Annotated in this window: 16 protein-coding genes, 2 tRNA genes and 1 riboswitch; of the genes, 11 read left to right on the forward strand and 7 right to left on the reverse strand. The window is 61.6% G+C overall.

Annotation, left to right across the window (positions count from 1 at the left end; all coding sequences use genetic code 11):
• Positions 1–14: 14 nt before the first annotated feature.
• The 7 genes from ABXR19_RS02950 (at position 15) to ABXR19_RS02980 (ending at position 8,456) form a co-directional block, all read left to right on the forward strand.
• Positions 15–1,313, forward strand: a complete 1,299-nt coding sequence (locus tag ABXR19_RS02950) for a tryptophan--tRNA ligase (RefSeq protein WP_354599589.1) — start codon at positions 15–17, stop codon at positions 1,311–1,313.
• Positions 1,314–1,537: 224 nt separating this feature from the next.
• A complete protein-coding gene (locus ABXR19_RS02955; protein WP_354599590.1) occupies positions 1,538–2,005 on the forward strand; it encodes a hypothetical protein in 468 nt (155 codons plus the stop codon).
• Between the two features lie 246 nt (positions 2,006–2,251).
• Positions 2,252–3,418, forward strand: a complete 1,167-nt coding sequence (locus ABXR19_RS02960; protein WP_354599591.1) for an efflux RND transporter periplasmic adaptor subunit — start codon at positions 2,252–2,254, stop codon at positions 3,416–3,418.
• 1 nt (position 3,419) lies between these two features.
• Entirely contained in the window at positions 3,420–4,106 is a 687-nt protein-coding gene (locus ABXR19_RS02965; protein ID WP_354599592.1) for an ABC transporter ATP-binding protein, read from the forward strand.
• Positions 4,103–5,311 carry an ABC transporter permease gene (locus ABXR19_RS02970; protein WP_354599593.1) on the forward strand — a complete coding sequence of 403 codons (1,209 nt, stop codon included), beginning with the start codon at positions 4,103–4,105 and terminating at the stop codon, positions 5,309–5,311. Before ABXR19_RS02965 ends, ABXR19_RS02970 begins: the two co-directional genes overlap by 4 nt.
• A gap of 210 nt (positions 5,312–5,521) precedes the next feature.
• The gene (locus ABXR19_RS02975) at positions 5,522–6,721 is read left to right on the forward strand and encodes an ABC transporter permease (protein WP_354599594.1); all 1,200 of its coding nucleotides are present in this window, start codon (positions 5,522–5,524) and stop codon (positions 6,719–6,721) included.
• A 196-nt stretch (positions 6,722–6,917) separates the two neighbouring features.
• Positions 6,918–8,456 (forward strand): histidine kinase N-terminal 7TM domain-containing diguanylate cyclase, encoded by a 1,539-nt coding sequence (locus ABXR19_RS02980; RefSeq protein WP_354599595.1) that lies wholly within the window; start codon positions 6,918–6,920, stop codon positions 8,454–8,456.
• Positions 8,457–8,532: 76 nt separating this feature from the next.
• Here the strand turns inward: ABXR19_RS02980 and ABXR19_RS02985 are convergent, their stop codons facing one another.
• Entirely contained in the window at positions 8,533–9,771 is a 1,239-nt protein-coding gene (locus ABXR19_RS02985; protein WP_354599596.1) for a glycoside hydrolase family 6 protein, read from the reverse strand.
• Between ABXR19_RS02985 and ABXR19_RS02990 the strand changes: the two genes are divergently transcribed.
• Complete coding sequence (locus ABXR19_RS02990) at positions 9,770–10,291, forward strand: hypothetical protein (RefSeq protein WP_354599597.1); 522 nt, start codon at positions 9,770–9,772, stop codon at positions 10,289–10,291. The genes ABXR19_RS02985 and ABXR19_RS02990 overlap by 2 nt on opposite strands.
• A 422-nt stretch (positions 10,292–10,713) precedes the next feature.
• Here ABXR19_RS02990 and ABXR19_RS02995 read toward each other — a convergent pair whose 3' ends face one another.
• Positions 10,714–11,280, reverse strand: coding sequence for a hypoxanthine-guanine phosphoribosyltransferase (locus ABXR19_RS02995; RefSeq protein ID WP_354599598.1), 567 nt, complete (start codon positions 11,278–11,280; stop codon positions 10,714–10,716).
• A gap of 111 nt (positions 11,281–11,391) precedes the next feature.
• Positions 11,392–12,252 (reverse strand): CsgG/HfaB family protein, encoded by an 861-nt coding sequence (locus tag ABXR19_RS03000; RefSeq protein ID WP_354599599.1) that lies wholly within the window; start codon positions 12,250–12,252, stop codon positions 11,392–11,394.
• Positions 12,253–12,674: 422 nt separating this feature from the next.
• Here ABXR19_RS03000 and ABXR19_RS03005 point away from each other — a divergent pair, with 422 nt between their 5' ends.
• Complete coding sequence (locus ABXR19_RS03005) at positions 12,675–13,376, forward strand: HAD family hydrolase (RefSeq protein WP_354599600.1); 702 nt, start codon at positions 12,675–12,677, stop codon at positions 13,374–13,376.
• Positions 13,377–13,417: 41 nt separating this feature from the next.
• Here the strand turns inward: ABXR19_RS03005 and ABXR19_RS03010 are convergent.
• From ABXR19_RS03010 to ahcY, 4 genes are all read right to left on the reverse strand, one after another.
• Positions 13,418–13,493: transfer RNA gene (locus ABXR19_RS03010), tRNA-Lys, on the reverse strand.
• A 26-nt stretch (positions 13,494–13,519) separates the two neighbouring features.
• Positions 13,520–13,595, reverse strand: a tRNA-Lys gene (locus ABXR19_RS03015).
• Between the two features lie 63 nt (positions 13,596–13,658).
• Positions 13,659–14,504: a methylenetetrahydrofolate reductase [NAD(P)H] gene (metF, locus tag ABXR19_RS03020; RefSeq protein WP_354599668.1), complete on the reverse strand. Its 846-nt coding sequence runs from the start codon at positions 14,502–14,504 to the stop codon at positions 13,659–13,661.
• A gap of 59 nt (positions 14,505–14,563) precedes the next feature.
• On the reverse strand, positions 14,564–15,976 hold the full coding sequence (gene ahcY, locus ABXR19_RS03025; RefSeq protein WP_354599601.1) for an adenosylhomocysteinase: 1,413 nt from the start codon (positions 15,974–15,976) through the stop codon (positions 14,564–14,566).
• An 83-nt stretch (positions 15,977–16,059) separates the two neighbouring features.
• A riboswitch (S-adenosyl-L-homocysteine riboswitch) is annotated at positions 16,060–16,152 on the reverse strand.
• A 244-nt stretch (positions 16,153–16,396) separates the two neighbouring features.
• On the opposite strand from ahcY, the gene ABXR19_RS03030 reads away from it, so the two are divergent.
• Positions 16,397–17,500, forward strand: coding sequence for an ABC transporter substrate-binding protein (locus ABXR19_RS03030; protein WP_354599602.1), 1,104 nt, complete (start codon positions 16,397–16,399; stop codon positions 17,498–17,500).
• Between the two features lie 52 nt (positions 17,501–17,552).
• Positions 17,553–18,197: an ATP-binding protein gene (locus ABXR19_RS03035; RefSeq protein ID WP_354599603.1), complete on the forward strand. Its 645-nt coding sequence runs from the start codon at positions 17,553–17,555 to the stop codon at positions 18,195–18,197.
• Positions 18,198–18,228 lie beyond the last annotated feature (31 nt).

An 18,228-nucleotide genomic window follows, 5' to 3' on the forward strand; every position in this document is an offset into this window, starting at 1 on the left:
CACCGAATCCGACCATGAGCTTGCGCGTCCTCACCGGCATCACAACTTCCGGCACTCCCCACCTTGGCAACTACGCCGGCGCCATCCGCCCGGCCATCACTGCCAGCCGCCAGGCCGGCGCCGAAAGTTTCCTGTTCCTCGCCGACTACCACGCGCTGATCAAGTGTGACGACCCGGCGCGCATCCAGCGCTCGCGCCTCGAAATCGCGGCCACCTGGCTGGCTGCCGGGCTGGACACCGCGCGCGTCACCTTCTATCGCCAGAGCGACATTCCCGAGATCCCCGAGCTGAACTGGCTGCTCACCTGCGTCACCAGCAAGGGCCTGATGAACCGCGCCCACGCCTACAAGGCCAGCACCGACGCGAATGAAGCCGCTGGCGAAGAGCTCGATGCCGGCATCAACATGGGCCTCTACTGCTATCCGGTGCTGATGGCCGCCGACATCCTGATGTTCAAGGCGCACAAGGTGCCGGTGGGTCGCGACCAGATCCAGCACATCGAAATGGCCCGCGACGTCGGCCAGCGTTTCAACCACCTCTTCGGTGCAGGCCGCGAGCTTTTCGTGCTGCCCGAAGCGGCCATCGAAGACAACGTCGCCACCCTGCCGGGGCTGGACGGCCGCAAGATGTCCAAGAGCTACGACAACACCATTCCGCTGTTTGAAGGCGGCGCCAAGGCGCTCAAGGCTGCGGTGGCCCGCATTGTCACCGACTCGAAACTGCCGGGCGAGCCGAAGGATGCGGACAACAGCCACTTGGTCACCCTCTTCGATGCCTTTGCTAACGCAGAGGAACGCGCACAATTCCGCGCCGACCTGCGCGCCGGCTTGGGCTGGGGTGATGCCAAACAACGCTTCCTGGCCGTGCTGGAGCGTGACCTCGCACCGATGCGCGCCCAGTACGACGAACTGATGAGCCGCCCCGAGCACATCGAGGATTTGCTGCAGGAAGGTGCCGCCAAGGCCCGCGCCGTGGCCACGCCGTTTCTGGCTGAGCTGCGCGAAGCCGTCGGCCTGCGCCGCTTCAACGCGATCCCGGTGCCTGTCGAGAAGAAGGTCGAAACCGCCGCCTCGCAATTGCCGCTCTTCAAGCAATACCGCGAAGCCGACGGCAAGTTCTACTTCAAGCTCAGCAGCCACGATGGCCGCCTGCTCCTGCAGAGTCAGGGCTTCGACTCCGGCCGCGATGCCGGTCAGTGGGTCGGCCGCCTCAAGAGCGAAGGCGCGGCCGTGCTGGAGTGCGTGCCAGCGAGCCTGGGCGAAGACGTGAGCCGCGAGGATGTGGCAGCGGCGCTGGCAGCATTTGCGCAGTGAGCTTTCAGGCCGGAATGCACCGCGCGTTCCGACCTGCAAAGCGCATCCGACAGACCAGTTTGTGCAAGCCTCAGGTCTGGCCGGTTCGTGCATACCCGTACCGGGCATGGCGACCACGACCGGCGCTCATTATTCTTTCTGGCGAACTTGCCGCTCCGCGCACGGTCTTTAGATGGCACGGCGCCCCGGCGCTGCATGACTCATTCAAAAAAAGGATTCCCCCAATGCTGCATCTCCGCTCCGTTCTGACTGCGTTCACCTTGGCTTTGGCCCTGCATGCCGTGCCTGCCAACGCAGGGCCACAAGCTGAAGCGCTCGGTCAATGCTTCGTCAATTCGACCACGGCCGCCGAGAAGGAAACCCTCTCGCGCTGGCTCTTCGTCGTGCTGGCACAGCAGCCCGAAGTGCGTGATCTGGCCAGCATTCCGGATGCGACCAAAGTGGAAACCGACCGTGCGATGGCCAAGCTCGTCGAACGCATGGTCACCGCCGCCTGCCGCGGCCCGGCCCAGCAGACACTGCTGCAGGAAGGCCAGGCTGGCCTCAGCCAGAGTCTGGAAGTTTTCGGTCAGGCCGCAGCGCGCAAGATCTTTGCCGAGCCCTCCGTCGTCAGCGCCGCGAATGGTTTCACGCGTTATATCGACATGGCACGCATCGTCCAGAGCTTCCTGCTGATCCAGTTCGGGCGTTAAAGCCAGCCCATCAAGGGATGGATAACCTATAGAACCGCATGCAGCAAGGCTCTGCGAGGTGGGTTACTGAAAATCCCCACGCAGACTGCCTGAGCGGGCGGCATGTTCGAAGAGCCCCGCTGGACGACGATCTGCGGGCAGCGTCGATTCAGGTCCTGAACTGCATGTCCCTGCCCGCCAAGCCGCTGGTCAGTCCCGCAGCACGGGCGGATAATCTGGAACATCCCAGAAGCCGGAAAGCTCCTCATGCGCCCCTTGTACCGTCGCCTCCTGATCGCGCTATGTCTGCTGCTCGCCCTGGGCGCTTTCATTGTCTGGCTCAAACGCCCACAACCGATTCCCGTGGTGCTGAAAACCGTCGAACCCGGTCTGGTTGAAGCCTCGATTGCCAACACGCGCGCCGGTACGGTGGAGGCCTGTCAGCGCGCCAAGCTGGCGCCGATCACTGGCGGGCGCATTGAATATCTGGGCGTCAAGGAAGGTGATCATGTGAAGGCCGGGCAGGTGCTGATGCGCCTGTGGAATGAAGATCAGCAGGCGCAGGCCGGGCTGGCCTCGGCGCAGCTCGATGCCATGCGCAAACGTGTCGCCGAGGCCTGCACGGCTGCCGACAGCGCCACACGCGAGGCGGAACGCAAACACAAACTCTTCGAGCAGGGCTTTGTCTCGGCGGGCGCCGAGGACACCAGCCGCCTCGAAGCGCAGGCACGCCGCGCCGCCTGCGAAACCGCCCGCGCCGAGGTGAAGAGTTCGGATGCGCGCTTGGCCTCGGTGAGGATCGAACAGCGGCGCACGATTCTGATCGCGCCGTTTAACGGCACCATCGCCAAGATCGTCGGCGAAGTGGGCGAATACACCATGCCCTCGCCCCCCGGCATTGTCACCCCGCCAGCGATTGATCTGATCGATGACAGCTGCCTGTACGTGAAGGCGCCAATGGACGAAGTCGATGCGCCGCGTCTGGCCAAGGATCAAGCCGTGCGCATCAGCCTCGATGCGCTGCCCGGCAAGCCCTTCGAGGGCCGCGTGCGGCGCATCGCGCCCTATGTGTCGGCGGTGGAAAAGCAGGCGCGCACCGTCGATATCGAAGTCGATTTCGTGCGTCCCGAAGAAGCCCGCGGCCACCTGCTGGTGGGTTACAGCGCCGACGTGGAAGTGGTGCTGGCAAGACATGAAAACGTACTGCGCGTACCCACCGCCGCGCTGCTCGAAGGCAACCGCGTGTTGGTCTGGCGCCCGGCGGATGGCAAGCTGGAAGAGCGCAAGATCAAGGCCGGCATCGCCAACTGGGACTACACCGAGGTGCTGCAAGGTCTCACCGCTGGCGAGCGCATCGTCACTTCGCAGGAGCGCGCGGGGGTGAAGGCCGGCGTGCTGGCCACGCCAGAAGAAGACAGCCCGGGCGCGAAATAAGATGGCCCTGATCGAACTCGCCCACATCGAACGCCGTTTCACCCTCGGCGACAGCGTGGTGCATGCGCTACGCGGCGTGAACATCGGCATCGAAGCCAGCGAATACGTGGCGGTGATCGGCCCGAGTGGCTCGGGCAAATCCACCCTGCTCAATCTGCTCGGCCTGCTCGACCGGCCGGACGCCGGCAGCTATCGGCTGGACGGGCGCGACACCACGGGCCTGTCACCGGATGAGGCCGCCAACATGCGCAGCCGGCATATCGGCTTCGTCTTCCAGAGTTTCCATCTGGTGCCGCGTCTCACCGCCGCCGAAAACATCGCCCTGCCGATGGTGCTGGCCGGCATTGATCCGGCCGAACGCAAGCGCCGCGTGCAGAAAGCACTGGAAGGCTTCGGCCTGGCGGACCGGGCGCATCACCAGCCCAATCAGCTCTCCGGCGGCCAGCGCCAGCGCGTGGCGATTGCGCGCGCCACGGTGATGCAGCCCGGCGTGTTGCTGTGCGACGAACCCACCGGCAATCTGGATCGACAAACCGGACAGGAAGTCACCCATCTGCTTGAGGATCTTAATGCCAACGGCGTGACCTTGATCGTCGTCACCCACGACCCGAGCATGGCGGAACGCGCCCGCCGCCAGATCCGCATGGAGGATGGCGCGGTGCTGTCCGATAGCGGAGAGCCGGGGTGAAGCCGCTCGACATCCTGCGCTTCGCCCTGCGCGCGGTCACCGCCTACCCGCTGCGCACCACGCTGATGCTGCTGGCGATGTCCATCGGCGTGGCTGCCGTGGTGATGCTGACTGCATTGGGCGATGGCGCGCGGCAGTATGTCGTGAATGAATTCAATGCGCTGGGCAGCAATCTGTTGATCGTGCTGCCGGGGCGATCCGAAACGCGCGGCGTCAATCCGGCCACTTTCGTCACCGACACGCCGCGCGATCTGAGCATTGCCGACGCCGACGCCCTGCGCCGCCTGCCCGGCGTGGTGCGCGTATCGCCGCTGGTCGTGGGCACCTCGGAAGTGGCCTTCGGCGGCAAACTGCGCGAGACCCTGATCCTGGGGACCAACGCCCAGTATCTGGCCCTGCGCCGCTTCACGATGAATAAGGGCACGTTTCTGCCGGACACGGCCGGGCAGGAAAATGCCGCCGTCGCCGTCCTGGGCAGCAAGCTGCGCGCGGAGCTTTTCGGCACCGCCCCCGCCGTCGGGCGCATGCTGCGTATCGGTGACCGGCGCTATCGCATCACCGGCGTGCTGGCCCCCACCGGCAATGCCATGGGGCTGGCCATCGACGAGATGGCCTTCATCCCGGCGGAGCAGGCCTTCGCCCTGTTCAACACCAGCACGCTGTTCCGCATCTTCATCGAAGTGCGCGAACGCGGCGCACTGGCCGCCAGCGGCGAACGCGTGCGCGCCGTGCTCAAGGCCCGTCACGATGGCGAAGAAGATTTCACCCAGATCACCCAGGATGCGGTGCTCGGAACCTTCGACAAGATCCTCGGCGCCATCACCCTCGGCGTTGCCGGCATCGCCGCCATCAGCCTGGCTGTCGCCGGCATTCTGGTGATGAACGTGATGCTCGTCGCCGTGACCCAGCGCACCCCCGAAATCGGCCTGCTCAAGGCGCTGGGCGCCAGCAACCGGAACATTCGCCTGGCCTTCCTCGCCGAGGCGGTGCTGCTCTCGCTGGGCGGCGGCGTGGTCGGCGTGGCGCTGGGCCAGCTCGGCGCCTGGGCCCTGCGCCTCACCTACCCGGTGCTGCCGGCCTTTCCGCCGCACTGGGCCGTACTCGCCGGGCTGGGTACAGCGCTGGTCACCGGCATGCTCTTCGGATTCCTGCCGGCGCGCCGCGCCGCGCAACTGGACGCGGTCGACGCGCTGGGACGGCACTGATGCGCTGGGCCGACTTCCTTCTCCGCGGCGGATTTGAATTTGAGCTGCGCACTCAACCCCTCCCGTTCGTGCTGAGCGTAATAAGCGCAGCGACTGAAGTCGAAGCATGGGCGCGAATGCCCACACTTCGACTTCGCTTCGCTACGCTCTGTGCGAACGGTGCTTTGTGTACCCGAGGCCTCACCCCCTACCCCCCACTTCCGAGGCATCATGCGCTGGTCTGACTTCCTCCAGCTCGCCACCCGCGCCATCACCGCGCACCGCCTGCGCAGCGCGCTGACCCTGCTCGGCATCGCCGTGGGCATCGCGGCGGTGATCCTGCTGACCTCCATCGGCGAGGGCGTGCATCAGTTCGTGCTGAACCAGTTCACCCAGTTCGGCACCAACGTGATGCAGGTCACGCCCGGCAAGGTCTCCACCGGCGGTGGGCCGCAAGGCCTGCCCACCTCGGCGCGGCCGCTGTCGCAGGAGGATGTCGGCGCGCTGGCGCGCCTGCCCGGCGTGAAAGCGGTCAGCCCGATGGTGTGGGGCAATTCCGAAGTGGAAGCCGAGGGCAAACTGCGCCGCACGATGGTCTACGGCGTCGGCTCGAACATGACCGAAGTGTTCAGCATGGCCGTGCGCAGCGGGCGTTTCCTGCCCCCCGACGAAGCCGGCAGTGCACGCGCCTTCGTGGTGCTGGGCTCGAAACTGAAACAGGAACTCTTCGGCAACAGCAACCCGCTCGGCCAGCGCCTGCGCATTGCCGGCCAGCGCTTCCGCGTGATCGGCGTGATGGAAAGCAAGGGCCAGTTCGTCGGCATGGATCTGGACGACACGGCCTATATCCCGGCCAGTCAGGCACTCGCCCTGTACAACCGCGAAGGCATGCAGCGCCTGGACATCAGCTACACCGAAGGCCTGCCCTCGGCGCTCATCGCCGAACGCGTCAAAACGCTGCTCAAGGCCCGCCACGGCCGCGAAGATTTCACCCTCACCACGCAGGAAGACATGCTCAAGACCCTGTCGAAAATCCTCGACGTGCTGACCGCCGCCGTCGGCGCCATCGGCAGCATCTCGCTGCTGGTCGGCGGCGTCGGCATCGTCACGATCATGACCATCGCGGTCAGCGAGCGCACCCAGGAAATCGGCCTGATGGTCGCGCTGGGCGCCACGCGCCGCAGCATCCTCGCCCTCTTCCTCGGCGAAGCCGTGATGCTCTCCGCTGCCGGCGGAGTGATCGGACTGGTAGTGGGCATGGGGTTGGCTCAGCTGCTGCGCCTCGCCGTACCGGCGATGCCGGTGCACACGCCCTTGCTGTTCGTAGTACTGGCCGAAGGCGTAGCGATTGCCATCGGCCTGCTGGCTGGCGTGCTGCCGGCAAGGCGAGCGGCGCGGCTGGATCCGGTCGAGGCGCTGCGTACGGAGTAGCTGTCGGAGACACGCCAGAATGCATGCCTGAAGAGCCGCTCCCAGCAAGGCTCTTCAGGCATGCATAGCTACGAGGCAAGCGTGGCGAGGCTGTTCAGGCATCGGCGAAAAAGAATGCCTGTACTCTGCTGCTGTGCAAAAACGCCAAGCGTCACGGCTATACTGAGGCCGTCGCACCTCGATTTTGGCAGATCTGATGAATTTCGACTTTTCCGCGCCATCGATCTTCCTGTTTGTCAGCGCCACGCTATGTCTGTGGCTGAGCATTCACGCGCTAAGACGGCAAACCACAAGCTTCACACGCAACTATGCCGGCCTGATGCTCTGCGCTGCGGCCTATGCCTTGGGCTATGGGTTGGAGCTGGGCTCGCCTGACCTTATCCACGTTCAGGTCATGCTGCGCATCCAGTATCTGGGCATCCCCTTCCTGCCATATTTCTGGATTTCCCTTGCCTGGGCCTATCTTGAACCACAGGGCATGCCGCTGCGCTGGAAATACCTGCCGCTGTGCCTATCCGTTGCCATTTTCCTGGTCTTCCAGACCAATGACCTGCACCACCTGTACTACACCAGCCAGGAGTTCACGCGCAGCAACGGGCTGAGCATCACCCGCATCGGCAAGGGCCCCGTCTACTGGCTCAACATTGCCTATCTCAACATCAGCATCGCCATCGGCGCGCTGCTGCTGTTCCGCGCCTGGCGTCAGGCAATTCCACTGTACCGCCAGCAAGCACTGATGCTGCTGGCCGGCTCATTTTTGCCCTGGATATTTCATCTGCTTTACCAGACCGGGCTATCGCCACACCAGATCGATCTGAGCCCCTTCGGCATAGCCGCCACCGGCATCATCTATAGCCTCGCCACCCTGAATCACAAGATGCTGAGCGTGCTTCCGCTGGCGCGCGACATTGTCTTCGATGGCATCGCTGAAGGCGTAATCGTGCTGGACTCCAACCTGCGCATAATCGACTTCAACCATGCAGCCACCCGGTTTTATCCCAAGCTGATGCTGTCGATGATCGGGGCAGAAGCGGCCACGCTGGTCAATCCCGCCGCTTTCGCCGATCCCCTGCCCAGCGCACAAGCCTTCATTGACAGTACGGATGGCCGCAAACTCGAGATCCGTTGCTATCCACTTCGCAACAAACATGGCCCGCAACTCGGCACCGCATTGCTGATTCAGGACGTCTCCAAAAAACTCGCTCTCATCGACGGGCTGCGCGAACTCGCCACCATCGACGAGCTCACCGGCTGCTGCAATCGTCGCCGCCTGATCGAGCTGTCGGAACGCGAAGTTCTGCGTGCCACACGCCACCACCAGCCGCTGGCCTTCATCATCCTTGACGTTGATGACTTCAAAACCATCAATGACACACTGGGCCATCTGGCCGGCGACGATCTGCTGCGGCGCATCGCCTTCACCCTGCGCGGCCGGCTGCGCAGCACCGACATCCTCGGTCGCTATGGCGGCGACGAATTCATCATCACCTTGCCAGAAACAACAGGCTCGGCCGCCGCCCTGATTGCGCAGGAACTACTTGAACACTGCTTCGAGCATTGCGACTCCCGCATGAGCATTGGCGTGGTTGAATTGACGTCCGAAAACAACAGCTTCACTGAACTGCTCAGGCAAGCCGACTTCGCGCTCTATCAGTCCAAACTCGACGGCAAAAACCGCGTCACGCTCTACCGGCCCACACAAGAGCTGGTTGATATCAGGACGATGCTGCGTTGATAATTCCATGAGAATAAATGGAAACGGGCATGCGTCTTTCGACGCATGCCCGTTTTTGCAAGCCAACTCCAGACTGTTACAGCGCCGGATAGGCGTTGCGGATCAGCATCAGGAATTGCTCATGGAACCAGTGGCCGGCGTGCGGCGCGCCGGTCAGGGCGTCAATATTGCCGGTGCCACACATCGGGTCGAAACGCTTGCCTTCCGAATTTACGGCGGTCGCTGAACTGTCGCTGGTGCCATCCGATTCGCCCGGCCCCTTCACCCAGTAATAGGCATCCAGATAGCTGCGCGACGCATCAGGCGCCACTTTCGGGCGCGCGCCGACACCCGCGTTGCGTACATTGCACCAGTTGCCGCGATGCGCACGCAGATCGATGCGCATGTTATCGACATCCGCAGCACTTGCCGTCGGACGCAAGCCACTGCCCCAGCCATTGCGACCCGTATCAACCATGAAGCCAAGGCTGGACGGAAAGCCTGCAGCGACGAATTCGGCGCGCAGCTTGTCGATATAGCCCAGCTCATCGACCATATAATTCCACTCGTAGAACTGGGTCGTGCCGCCGGTGCCGACGACATCCGCCGTGCCGTTGAAGAAGGGCTCATCCAGTGGCGTGTAGTTCGCCACGTTGGTCACGAAACCACGAATCACCGACAAATCACCGTTCTTGATACCACCAATCCAGGTCTTGAAGGCAGCCACCGCACGGCTGCGGTTGTTGTCCCAACCCAACCAGCCGGAGTGAGCAATATCCAGATACTGATAGACGTTGCTCAGCGCCGCGAACTTGCCAACCGCATACTGCACACCTTCGACATAGGTGTTGTTGTTCTTCACCGTCACACAGGCTGCAATCGACGCGCCTTCACCGGCGTTGGTCACCAGATTCGGCAACGAATCCGGCTCGATCACCAAGGTGATACGCAGGCTCTTGTAGGCGTCCTTGGCAAAGATCGCATAGAGGCGGTCGATGTACTGGGCCTTGTACTTGACCATGCCACCATTGGCGGCACTCAACTCGCCGTTGGAGGCTGCGGCTGCGCAATCGCGATCCGGCAGGTCATACACGACAAAAGTGATGGTCATCGCACCACCGCGAGCTTTTTGCTGTGCCAGTGCTTCGATCAGATGACCTTCAACGCTCAGGCGGCCATTGTTCAAGACCCCACCATCAATCGCGTCCATGCGATCGATCCACACGCCGGTCGGGAAGGATTTCATTGCGTTGACGCGCGTAGCTTCTGTCGAGCCCGAAGCCACCAGCGCCTGCGATTGCGCAACGTACTTCGCATAATCCGGATTGACGTACATGCCGGCGCCGGCAAACGGATTGCCGGCAGTGATGCCGAGCGCGGCAGTAATACCACCGCTGGACGAGGAGCTGGACGAACTGGATGAAGAACTGCTGGAGGAACTTGATGAAGAGCTACTGGAGCCGGACGAGCTGCTCGAGCTTGACGATGAACTGCTGGAGCTGGAGGAAGAACTGCCCTGCCCTGAAGAGGTACCGGCGCCAGAGCTTGATGAAGAACTGGCGTTGCCGGCGCCCGACGAACTGCTGGATGACGAAGACGTAGCCGCGCCGCCAGAACTGGAAGACGAGGAGCTCGCCGGACTGCCCGATGATGAACCACCACCATCACTACCGCCGCCACTGCCACCACCGCCACACGCAGCCAGAAGGCCCGCACATAACAGCATGCCCAAAGTCATGCCGTTCAAGCTCAATCTTTTCATCTATCCGTCTCCAAGTAATTCAATCAGTGCTTGCCTGTACAAAACGCCAAAAAGTGTGACTTATTTCCGGTTTTTACGCGTTTTCAAGCGATGAATTACCCGCAGCAGGGGGCGAACGGTTTTAAGGTTTTTTGCACTATTTCCAGTTTTCTGGCGTAGCACCTCTGAATCAACTCAGGGAAATGGGCATTACGCCTTTTGAATACGCGCATTGTCGTATTTGTCATTTCTGGTTCACCCTGCATCATCGCAAGGCAACAGCCTTCGGCCGCGCGGAAAAGTAGCGCTTCTGGCTTAAGATGCCGACAAAGCCGCCACAACAGGTCGATTGCAGCACCTGCCTGAAGAGCCGCCCCCGACGGACTTCTCCAGCATGCCTGCCCGCACAGGTCCGCCCCGCGCGGCTTTTGAAGCGGCCTACCCCGACAGGCAAATCCCAGCTCGGAAAAAACAAACGCCGGCAAAAGCCGGCGCAGGTTTTACTCAGTCCTCAGCACTCATTGCTCAACACCGGGGCTAATGGCCCTTAAGCGCGTAGATGCCGGGCGCGTTGCGCCAATAGCCCTTGTAATCCATGCCGCAACCAAAGAGAAAACGGTCGGCTACATCCAGTCCGGTGAAATCGGCACGCATGCCGGGCACAGCTTTACGAGGATGGTCCTTATGCACGAGCACCGCAGAGAGCACTTCGGCCGCGCCTTCGGCCTTGAGGTATTCAAGGATGGCTTGCAAGGTGAAGCCTTCGTCGAGGATGTCATCCAGCACCAGCACCGTGCGGCCGCGCAGATCCTGCGTGGGGCGCACGCGCCAGTCGAGCAGGTTGCCGTTCAAGGCATGACCATAGCGCGAGGCATGCAGGTAGGATACCTCCAACGGGAAATTCAGTTTGGGTAACAGACGCCCGGCAACGACGAGGCCGCCGTTCATCACCACGAAGACCAGCGGATTGCTGTCGGCCAGCCGGGCACTGATCGTCAGCGCCAGCGCATCGAGTGCGGCCTCCACCCGGGCGTTGTCGACCAGGCAATCTGCCTCGGCCATGGCGCGCTGGGCGTCCTGCAAGTTTTCGTTGTGCTGATCCATTGTGCTGCTCCTGATTGAATCGGCGAATTCTATCTACAGTTCCTGACGATTGACTGATTTACAGCAGCAAAAACGGCCCCGCAGGGCCGCTGACGGATGAGATGGTCGATCCTATTTGCGCCGGCGTGTCGTCGGCGCCGGATCAATCTCCTGCGAGGCTGGAGTCGTGCCGCCCTGTACGCCCAAGCGCCCGCCCGTACCCAGACCGCCACGCACCGTCTGCGCCTGATAGTTCCTGACCGAGCGAACCATCTGGTTATAGGCATCGAAGAAAGCTGCGACGACCAACTTGCCTTCCGGAGTATTGCTGTAGCCGCCCACGCCGAGCATGAAGCCGGGGAATGCCCCCGCAAAACCTCCAAAATCGATATTGCGCGAACTACCCTCCGCGGCCCCCAACTGCACGCCCGAACGGTTATCCGTCATCAGCAGCATGGTGGAGGCATCATTGAATTTCATCGAACCGAGGACCCCTGCTGCAAGACCACCGTAGCGCCCGCCGACCAGACCACCAAGTCCGCCTGTGCCCTTCTGGCTGAAGGTCACCGAGGGCGTCAGGGTGTAATCGGCCGCTACCATCTGGCCCTTGCCGAAATTGCTGCCGGCACGCATCTCGCCAGAGTCCTCCAGCGCACGCTCTTGACGCATATTGCGCATGGCCTGACCACGCTCGACGACCACAAAGCAATTGGACTGCTGGATCAGCATGCGGATCACCGGCACGGTGGACTGCAGGTTCTGACTGCGCAGGCTGTGGTACCAGCCGGCGTTCTGATCCTCAACCACGGTAATCGTACCCATGGATTCGTTGCAGCGCTCCAGCTGATCATTCACCCCGGAGCTGTTTGCGCCCCCGGCCGAACCACTGGCCACGGTACGGGCACCGCTGCTGCCGATACTCGGCGTCGTGCCGCAGCCCGCCAGGGTCAAGGCCAGCAAGGCGCAACTCGTTACGATCTGGATTTTATTCATGTTTGGCTCCTGACAATCAGGCGGGGCGCCCGCCTATGGATGCATCGAAAGCAAGCACACTCAGCCGACACATTAATTTTTGGCACATCCGGACAAACTTCGCTGATTTTTCCTTGTCCGCCCAGCGCGGGCAAGGCCTTCCCGACAGTCGTGCCGAGCGCGCCTGAAATACGCCACTTCGGGCAGCCACGCCATGCGCCGCAAGCTTGACCGTCGGCCAGCCTCCCGCCCAAGCTTGCGGCGTATGGGCTTAGGCGCAATCTCCGGCGCAGGATGAAACAACGCATCGAATTCGCGAACACAGTCAGTGCAACATTCCTGTCACAGGAATATCGTATTAGCTCAAGGCACATTCAACTGATTTCGACTCCGCAATGAATTCCAATAAGACTCGATCTCCCTATCCCAGCCACGACCGGTTGGTGCTGTTCGATGCAGACGGCACGACCATCGACGCTTTCAAGGCCATCGGCCGGGCGTTCGCGGAACACAACATGGATCTGGGCGATCTGGAGCGCTTCCAGAAACGCCACAACATTTTCAAGTATCTGGGCGGGCTCAAGGAATTTCCGCTGAATCTGAAACAGCAGATCGGCAAACAGCGGCGCAAGAAACTGATTGCCACCATGACCCGGATCTACCGTACCGAGGCCAGTCTCTTTCCTGGCATGGCGGAATTGCTCAAGGCGCTGATCGCCCGCAGCGATGTGCGCGTCGGGCTGGTAACCCGCAATATCACGAACTCACCGGAAACAACCCTGTCAGCCCTGCTTGCCCGCCATGACATCGATCTGCGCGAACTGGATCACTGGGCGCATGTCCAGCTGGGACAAAGCAAGACCGATGCGTTCAAGGCTGCGCGCGAGCGCTTCGGCATCAATCCGGCCCGCGCCTTTGTGTGTGGAGATGAATCCAAAGACTACAGCTCGGCAATTGCCGCCGGCATGCACCCTTTGATCGCGTCATATGGCTTTGAAAGCTTCGAACGCCTGACAGAACGCCATGAGGTGCCCGTCGAAGTCATCGCCCAAAGCCCGGAGGAACTGATCGCACGCCTGATGCACGCGCTCGACCTGCCTGTGCCGGAGAGTGCCCGCGCCGAGAAACATGAGCGAGGCCTGTAATGCAAAAAGCCCAGTCCGAAGACTGGGCTTTCTACATATTTTGGTAGGGGCAGTAGGATTCGAACCTACGACCAATTGATTAAGAGTCAACTGCTCTACCAACTGAGCTATACCCCCAAAATCTTTAACGCTTCACAATCCAGTGGTAGGCCGTGCGGGATTCGAACCTGCGACCAACGGATTAAAAGTCCGCTGCTCTACCAGCTGAGCTAACGACCCTCCAGAAGCGAAGGGACGCATTCTAGCCAACAGACCAAGGCTGTGTCAAGCAAGAAAACACATTCAGGCCTGATTCACCAGACCCAATCGACGACACAGCTCGCTGGTCAAACCGGCCTGGTTGAGTGAGTAGAAATGCAGGCTCGGAACTCCACCGGCAATCAGGCGTTCACACAGGGCCGTCACCACATCCAGACCGAAAGCGCGCACGCTTTCGGCATCATCACCGAAGCCTTCGAACTTGCGCCGCATCCATTGCGGGATCTCGGCGCCACAGCTCTCGGAGAAGCGGGCGAGCTTGGTGAAGCTGGCGATCGGCATGATGCCCGGCACGATGGGAATATCGATACCCTCGCGGCGCACACAGTCGACGAAATGAAAGTAGGCATCCGCATTGTAGAAATACTGGGTCATCGCCGAGTTGGCGCCAGCGCGCGCCTTGGTGATGAAGGCCTTGAAGTCCGCCTCGAAACTGCGCGCCTGCGGGTGCACTTCAGGATAGCCTGCCACTTCGAGGAAAAATTCGTCGCCGGAATCCTTGCGGATGAATTCAACCAGTTCGTTGGCATAGCGGAACTCGCCCGGATCGGCCATGCCGGAGGGCAGGTCGCCGCGCAAGGCGACGACGCGCTTGACGCCGATCTCGCGGAATTCGGCCAGATGCTCGCGGATGCTGGCTTGTGTGGCTCCGATACAGGACAGGTGCGGCGCGGCGTCCAGCCCGGCTTCGCGGATCTCGCGCACGATCTGCAGGGTGCGGTCACGCGTCGAGCCGCCTGCGCCGTAGGTGACGGAAAAAAATTCGGGGTTGAGGGCGGCGAGTTGATCACGCACGCCACGCAGCTTTTCGATGCCATCAGGCGTCGCGGGCGGATAGAACTCGATGCTGAAATGCGGTTTGCTGCTCATCATTCAAAACTCCAGAAACTGCACTGCCACTCGCACAGAGTGGCAGTGCAGGCACGGCATCAATAACGGTAGTGATCGGCCTTGTACGGGCCTTCAACCGGCACGCCGATGTAGGCGGCCTGATCCGGACGCAGCTCGCTGAGTTGGGCGTTGAGCGTCTTCAACTGCAGACGCGCGACCTTCTCATCCAGATGCTTGGGCAAGGTATAGACGCCCACCGGATACTCGGCGGTACGCGTGAACAATTCGATCTGCGCAATGGTCTGGTTGGCAAATGATGAAGACATCACGTAGCTCGGATGGCCCGTACCGCAGCCCAGATTCACCAGACGGCCCTTGGCCAGCAAGATGATGCGCTTGCCGTCAGGGAAGATGACGTGATCGACTTGCGGCTTGATCTCTTCCCACTGGTACTGCTCCAGCGACGCGACATCGATTTCGTTGTCGAAGTGACCGATGTTGCAGACGATGGCGTTGTTCTTCATCGCCTTCATGTTGTCGTGCGTGATCACGTGGAAATTGCCGGTGGTCGTCACGAAGATGTCGGCTTTTTCAGCCGCATATTCCATGGTTACGACGCGGTAGCCTTCCATGGCTGCTTGCAGCGCGCAGATCGGGTCGATTTCGGTGACCCAGACCTGTGCCGACAGGGCGCGCATGGCCTGGGCGCAGCCCTTGCCCACGTCGCCGTAACCAACAATCAGGGCGACCTTACCGGCGATCATCACGTCGGTGGCGCGCTTGATGCCGTCCACCAGTGATTCGCGGCAGCCATACAGATTGTCGAACTTGCTCTTGGTGACCGAGTCATTGACGTTGATCGCCGGGAACTTCAGGTCGCCGCGGGCGTGCATCTGATACAGGCGGTGCACGCCGGTGGTGGTTTCTTCGGTCACGCCCTTGATGGCGGCCAGACGCACGGAATACCAGGTCGGATCGATCGCCAGCTTGGCCTTGATCGAGGCGAACAGGATGGTTTCCTCTTCCGAGCCCGGCTTGCTGATGACCGACAGATCTTTCTCGGCCTTGGCGCCCAGATGCAGCAGCAGCGTGGCGTCGCCGCCATCATCCAGAATCATGTTGGAATAACCGCCATCCGCCCATTCGAAGATGCGGTGGGTGTAATCCCAATATTCGGTGAGGGTTTCGCCCTTGACGGCGAAGACCGGAATGCCGGCAGCGGCGATGGCAGCAGCGGCGTGATCCTGGGTCGAGAAGATGTTGCACGAGGCCCAGCGGACTTCGGCGCCGAGCGCGGTCAGCGTCTCGATCAGCACGGCAGTCTGGATGGTCATGTGCAGCGAACCGGTGATGCGCGCGCCCTTGAGCGACTGGACTTTCGCGAATTCTTCGCGAATGGCCATCAGGCCCGGCATTTCGGTTTCGGCAATGAGAATTTCCTTGCGGCCCCAAGCGGCATCGGCCAATTTGGGATCGCTGGAAATAACGTAATCGGTAAAGGTGTTAGCCACGGTGTTCTCCTTGAACAAGTGGCCGGAACGGGAGAAATGAGGCTGGATGCGGCTCACCGTCTACCCCGTGCCCGGCACGGTTGAACTGGTGAGCGCGGTTGAATCTTGACCCGCCGCAGAACAGCTGCGGGTTCCGAGCCTGGGATCGTGATGACCTCGCAGCGCTCCTCGGAAGTTTTGGATTATAGCGACAAATTCCGCCGAAGCCAGCCCTGAAACACATGCTAACAGAGCCCTCTGAAGAGCCGCGTGCAACGGCCACCTTCAACATGCCATGCCGAAGACCCAAGCGCAGAGCGGCTTTCAAGGCATGCTTCGGTCAGGAACAACACAGCAATCCACCTCAAGACGCGAAGCCCAGCTGCCGATATCAGTACTGCCGCACCCATTCGGCTTACGGCCAAACCCGGGGATTCCGCCATGCGTTTTCATGCTTGCTGTCTAGTACCGACCCTGGCGCTGCTGGCAGCCTGCGTCCAGTCGGAGCCGATCAAGCTGGGTTTCATCGGCGGGGTATCGGGGCGCTTTGCCGATCTCGGCACGGCCGGGCGCAACGGCGCACAACTGGCCGTGGAATGGCGCAATCAGGCAGGCGGTATCAAGGGGCGGCAGGTTAATTTACTGGTGCGCGATGATCGCCAGGACGACGCCGGAGCACGCGATGCCGTGCGGGCGCTGGCCGCCGAGGGCGTCAGTCTGATCGTTGGCCCGATGACCAGCTCGGTTGCCGTTGCAGCGCTGCCCGAAGCACAGGCTGCCGGTCTGGTCATAATCGGCGGCACGGTGACAACCACGCGCCTGTCGGGCAAGGACGATAATTTTTTCCGTGTCGTCTCCAGCACCAGCGTTTATGGTCGCAGCATGGCCGACTTCCAACGCAATACAAATAATCTGTCGCATGCGGCAGTGCTGGTGGATCTGGCCAATCGTGATTACACCCTGAGCTGGCTGGAAGATTACCGCCTCGCGTTCGAACAGGCGGGCGGCAAAATCGTTGCCGCTGTGGAGTTCGATTCGCGCCAGAGTCCGGATTACGGCGCGCTGGCGCAGCAACTGCTCAAAAGCCGGCCAGACGTCATCTCACTGGTGTGCAACACGGTGGATGCGGGCATGCTGGCGCAAAAGATCCGCCAGCAAAACAACACGGTGCAGATCGCCGGCGCAGGCTGGGCTGCAACCGAACGCCTGATCGAGCTGGGTGGCGTGCACGCCGAGGGCATGCTGGTCGAACAGTATTTCGACCGCAACGACGCCTCGGCCAACTACCTCAAATTTCGCGAGGCCTACCTCAAGCGTTTCGGTCAAGAGCCGGGCTATGCCAGTGTGGCCGGTTTCGATGCCGCCAATGTGGCGCTGGACGTGCTGAGCCGTACCGATCAGCGCAAGGAAATCAAAGCCGAACTCCTGCGCCGCAAGACTTTCCAGGCCTTGCAAGGGCAAGTGGTGTTTGATGCCTTTGGCGACGCCAGCCGCCCGCAGTTCATGACAGTCGTTCGCAACGCACGGTTCGAAGCACAGCACTGATCCGGATCAGGTCATGCTTTCCTAGCATCGTATCCTGACACTGACAGCCTTGTTGCTGGGTCTGCTGCCAGCCCTGCTGGGTGGCGTAGCGATCCGGATCTGGTTGATGCCGCGTCTGGAACAAGAGGCGGTCGCCGCGAATACTGCCCTGGCCCGCACGCTGGCACTGCAAACCAGCCTGTATCTGCAAGGGCCGCTCGCTTCGCAGCGCTTTGACGCTAAAGAGTTGCGCACACAAAACCTCTCGCGCCTGAAACCACAGGAGGTTCTGGACTGGCTGATGACCTCCAACAACGTGTTTCAGGCTGTCTATCTGGCGACGCCGAACGACGTGTACGCATGTCAGCCTGCACGGCTACAGCAGCCTGCGGCGCACCGATCTGCTCGGGCTGGATCTGTCGCGCCTGCCCAGCAAGGCTTCGATTTCACCTGGCCCAGGAGCCACGTATGCGAATACTCTCAACTCCTGGACGGTCTGCACCAGATGTTCGACGTGATGCGCTCACGCGAACAAGCCCTCCGCGATGCCAACGAACAGCTGGAAGAGCGCATCCAGGAACGCACGCACGCCCTCTCGGACACCAACGAAGAGATGTCCGTCAGCATTGAAGTACACAGCACGCCCGGTCAAGGCAGCCGCTTCATCCTCGACCTGCCTCGGGTTGCTCCCGGGGCTCCGCCCGGAGCGCCAAGCTAAGCGAGAACAGGATGCTGAAGAGGTGCATGCC

It is taken from the genome of Uliginosibacterium flavum, from assembly GCF_040566545.1.
In the GTDB taxonomy this organism is placed as follows: Bacteria; Pseudomonadota; Gammaproteobacteria; order Burkholderiales; family Rhodocyclaceae; genus Uliginosibacterium; species Uliginosibacterium flavum.